5 protein-coding genes are annotated in these 4,382 nt (G+C 39.4%); 1 reads left to right on the top strand and 4 read right to left on the bottom strand.

From position 1 onward, the window contains the following. Nucleotides 1-220 precede the first annotated feature (220 nt). A complete protein-coding gene (locus IQ226_RS24400; RefSeq protein WP_193899692.1) occupies nucleotides 221-556 on the bottom strand; it encodes a rhodanese-like domain-containing protein in 336 nt (111 codons plus the stop codon). Nucleotides 557-728: 172 nt separating this feature from the next. On the opposite strand from IQ226_RS24400, the gene mutL reads away from it, so the two are divergent. Then, nucleotides 729-2,387, top strand: a complete 1,659-nt coding sequence (gene mutL, locus IQ226_RS24395) for a DNA mismatch repair endonuclease MutL (protein ID WP_193899690.1) — start codon at nucleotides 729-731, stop codon at nucleotides 2,385-2,387. A gap of 18 nt (nucleotides 2,388-2,405) precedes the next feature. Here mutL and IQ226_RS24390 read toward each other — a convergent pair whose 3' ends face one another. The 3 genes from IQ226_RS24390 to IQ226_RS24380 are packed head-to-tail and all read right to left on the bottom strand — an operon-like array spanning nucleotide 2,406 to nucleotide 4,050. Further along, nucleotides 2,406-2,861 (bottom strand): PPC domain-containing protein, encoded by a 456-nt coding sequence (locus IQ226_RS24390; RefSeq protein WP_193899688.1) that lies wholly within the window; start codon nucleotides 2,859-2,861, stop codon nucleotides 2,406-2,408. A gap of 56 nt (nucleotides 2,862-2,917) precedes the next feature. Next, entirely contained in the window at nucleotides 2,918-3,577 is a 660-nt protein-coding gene (locus IQ226_RS24385; RefSeq protein WP_193899686.1) for a ComF family protein, read from the bottom strand. Continuing rightward, nucleotides 3,574-4,050, bottom strand: coding sequence for a GNAT family N-acetyltransferase (locus IQ226_RS24380; RefSeq protein WP_193899684.1), 477 nt, complete (start codon nucleotides 4,048-4,050; stop codon nucleotides 3,574-3,576). Before IQ226_RS24380 ends, IQ226_RS24385 begins: the two co-directional genes overlap by 4 nt. Nucleotides 4,051-4,382 lie beyond the last annotated feature (332 nt).

Here is a 4,382-nt window from a genome sequence, read left to right as displayed (position 1 = left end):
GGGCAGGGGGCAGGTGACAGGTGCTACGCCACGGGGACAGGTGACAGGGAAGCAGGGAAGCAGGGAAGCAGGGAAGCAAGGAAGCAAGGAACAGGTAATTGGTGAAAAAAAAACTATTACTATTCTTCTTCCTCCTGAACTCCTGATAGCGCGGCGTGGCGTTAGCCATACTCCTGACTGGGCGCAGGCCCTGCGCCCCTACTTCCTGACTCCTGAATATCTAACAGTCTGTTCCTTCTGTAGCGCCATTGATGGATTTCCAGGCTGGTAAACCACCGCTGAGTTCGGCTACGGCTGTAAAACCGAGGAATTGTAGGGTTCTCACAGCTTGGGCGGATTGGCTGTCATTTTCGCCGTAAATGTAGATTTGGCGTTCTCTGTATAGGCAGGTTTGGGCGCGAGATTCCAAGTCATTGAGGGGGATGGAAATTGCTCCGGTGATGCGGCTATAATTGTACTTTGAGCGATCGCGCACATCAATAACTGTAAAAGCAGGTTGACCCCATTCGAGACTGGTTTTTAAGTCTTGAACATCAGCAACTAAATTAATACTCATAAGCTTTTTCCGCGTTTAATCTAATCAGAAATTTACCAAATATCCCTTCTTAATTCGTATTTCTTTAGGATTACAGCAGATTTTAGAAATAATAATTTTGTGATCATAATATTGTAAGCTGATTCTCTGCACAGTTCGACGAGTTTTAATTTTTAATTTGTAATTATTCATAATGGCATCTACTATTCAAGCTTTACCAACAGAAGTTGTATATTTAATTACAGCAGGAGAAGTAATTGATTCTTTGGTGGCTGTTGTCAGGGAGTTGGTGGAAAATTCCCTAGATGCTGGAGCAACACGCATTGTCGTTTCTTTATGGCCGCAACTGTGGCGAGTTCGTGTGGCTGATAATGGTTGTGGCATGAATTTAGATGACTTACAACAAGCCGCAACTGCGCACAGTACAAGCAAGATTCATTCTAGTGCAGATTTATGGAAAATTAGCAGTTTGGGGTTTCGTGGTGAGGCGCTACATAGTTTAACGACTTTGGCCGACTTAGAAGTTTTAAGTCGTCCTTTGGGGGGAAGTGAAGGTTGGCGAGTTGCTTATAATTATGAAGGAGAAGTATCACAAGTAGAAGTGGTAGCGATCGCACCGGGTACGGTAGTCACAGTTAATAATTTATTTGCTAATTGTGAAGCTCGTCGTCAGGGTTTACCGGCGACAAATCAGCAATTAAAGGCTGTACAAAATGTCATTCAACAAATAGCTTTATGTCATCCTCATGTTAATTATCAAGTTTGGCAAAATGACAAAGAATGGTTTACGATTTGTCCCGCACCAACTGTGGGAAAACTAATTCCCCAAATTCTCCCCCAGGTGCGACAAGATGATTTACATGAGGTGAATTTACAAATACCAAATCAGGAGAATTCGTCTTTGCATTTGGTGATAGGATTACCCGATAGATGCCATCGTCATCGTCCTGATTGGGTGAAGGTGGCAATTAATGGGAGAATGATTAAAACGCCGGAATTAGAGCAGACAATATTTTCAGCCTTTCATAAGACATTACCACGCGATCGCTATCCCGTTTGTTTTCTCCATTTAACTATTTCCCCAGAACAAATTAACTGGAATCGTAACCCAGCCAAAACAGAAATATATCTCAATGAACTAACTTTTTGGCAAGAACAAATTACTGAAGCTATCAACAAATCTCTGCGGATTTCGGAAACTAATATTAAAGAATCCGTCCACACAACCAGGGTTAGTAATTTATTGAAAGTAGCAGAATCAAAAGGTGAATATAACTTCAATTCTCAAAAATCCCAACCTAGTGAAAATCAACCCTGTTTAAAAGCCATTGCCCAACTGAGTAATACTTATATTGTTGCTGAACATTCTGGAGGAATGTGGTTAGTAGAACAACATATAGCCCATGAACGAGTATTATATGAACAATTATGTGAAAGTTGGCAATTAGTAGCTGTAGAAACCCCAATTATTATTTATCAATTATCACCAGCCCAGGTTTCCCAATTACAACGCATTGGTTTAGATATAGAACCATTTGGTGATAACCTTTGGGCAGTGCGTAACATTCCTCTCATGTTAAAACAACGAGAAGATTGTGCTGAAGCAATTTTAGAATTAAGTTGGGGAGGGGATTTACAAACTGCTCAAGTTGCTGTTGCTTGTCGGAGTGCAATTCGCAATGGCACAAAAATGAGTTTACCAGAAATGCAGACCCTATTAGATAATTGGCAACGTACCCGCACCCCCCGCACCTGTCCTCATGGTAGACCAATTTATTTATCTTTGGAAGAATCAGCACTAGCGCGGTTTTTCCGACGTAATTGGGTAATTGGCAAAAGTCATGGAATTTGAAATGTTTTAACTTCCTATCTACTTAACTGGTTGCAGTTTTGTTACCTTGAGTTTAAACTTACCTACCCCAGTTTCTCCAAAAGAGCGAACCCGCACAATATAAGTTCCTGCTTCTGTAATGCGGGTAAATAATAGAGAATTACTTGTACCATCAGGAGCATCATCATTTTCTCCTGCTGTTGAACCATTAGGGGCTAATAGTGTAATAATGCTGTCAAAGTTTTCCGATGACAAATCAATAGATAAATTATCACCCTGATTTAATTTAATTGAATAATCACGAGCAAATCCTCCTTGACCTGTGGGAATATCTTTGTTTGATAGACTATCAGAAATTTCCGTCAAATTAGTTAATGGAATAGGGCTATATAACTTATTTTGTGCTGAGGCTGTTTTGGTCCATATTCCCATTGTTAGTAATGTAACAGGAATAATTAAAATTGGGTTTAAACGCACTGCAAAAATCTTTTTCATAAATAAAAATACTGTTCCCACAAATATCGGGCAACCAATCTAATATAGCTTTATTTTTATTTATTTGTCGTGGCAACAGCAGCTACACCCAAGACTGCAATTTGATATTGTTCAAATGTTTTGACAGCAGCTTTAACAGTGGCACCAGTAGTATAAATATCATCTACTAATAATATTGGTATATGGGGACGACGACGCAAATCTTTACCAAGGATAAAAGCATCTGCTAAGTTTTCTTGTCTTTGGATTGGGGACAAATTAAATAGGGCTTCAGTTTCTTTAATGCGTTCTAAAGCATTGACTTTCAATTTGTATCCCGTCACATTACAAAAACCTTCCGCTATTAATGCAGCTTGATTAAACCCGCGTTGTTTTTGTTTTTTGGGGTGCATAGGAATAGGAACAACTAAAACCTGTTGTTGTGGTTGAGGTGAATGTAATAACCATGATTCTCCTAAGCATTCTCCTAAAACATAGCCAATTTGTGGTTGATTCTCATATTTTAGGGCAGCGATCGCCCTTTTAACAGCACCACCATAATTTCCCCACACAAATATGGGTAATGGTTGCTTCCATAAATAAGCAGGATTTTGCTTATGGCAACTTTGGATTTGCCGAATACAATATGGACAAAGTTCCTTCTGCGTAGAACGTTGACACAAAGGACAAGAAGATATAAGAAAAAGATTAAGTAAATTTTGGAATATCTTGATCATAGATACTTTACATAAACGCGATCGCACCTGCTGGTTTCTACACCTGTTGTTGGTAGATAACCATTACTTTCATAAAGTTTAACAGCTTCAGTTAAAATACTGGCAGTTTCAATCCAAATTTGCTCAAATCCCCGCAGAGCAATTGCTGTTTCCAATTGTTGTAATAAATATTTTCCTAATCCTAAACCGCGCACTTTTGGTAAAAGATACATTTTTCTAATTTCTACAGCTTTTTCTCCGCGATTGATGGGATAATATGCGGCAGTTCCGACAATCTGACTTTGGTGTTCAACTACCCAAAATTCTCCACCAGTTGCTAAATAATATATTTCTATTTGTAATACATCCTTGTCTGCTCCTTCGGGCTGCCAAGGCAAACCGTATTCTGATAATATAGAACTAATAACTGTAGCAACCAAAGTAAGGTCATCTTTTTGCCAACTACGAATAATAAAATCTTGGTAAAAATACATCTTTCCGTGAAATTGATGACTTTTGTGACTATAAGTATGTTACCATTAGGAATGGTCGTTATGGCAAGACAAGAGGCAATCATGCAAGAGTGAAGAGGGTTTGGGCGATTTTACTTTTCTTTACACAGATTGGTTTTATTGTGTTCACCTACTTAGTTCAAGCCGATACTAAAAAAGCGTGCCAAAAACAAAAACCGCCTCTAAGTAAATAGAGGAGGCATTGTTGGATGAAAAAATAAACCTGGCATCGAGCTATTTTCACGTGGGGCTACCCCCAAACTATCGTCGCCGCAGCAGCGTTTCACCTCTGAGTTCGGGAAGGGATCAGTGTG

This window comes from Dolichospermum sp. LEGE 00240, assembly GCF_015207875.1.
GTDB classification, from domain to species: Bacteria; Cyanobacteriota; Cyanobacteriia; order Cyanobacteriales; family Nostocaceae; genus Dolichospermum; species Dolichospermum gracile.
Note: the sequence above shows the minus strand (reverse complement) of the source record. Positions and strands in the feature narration are given on the sequence as shown.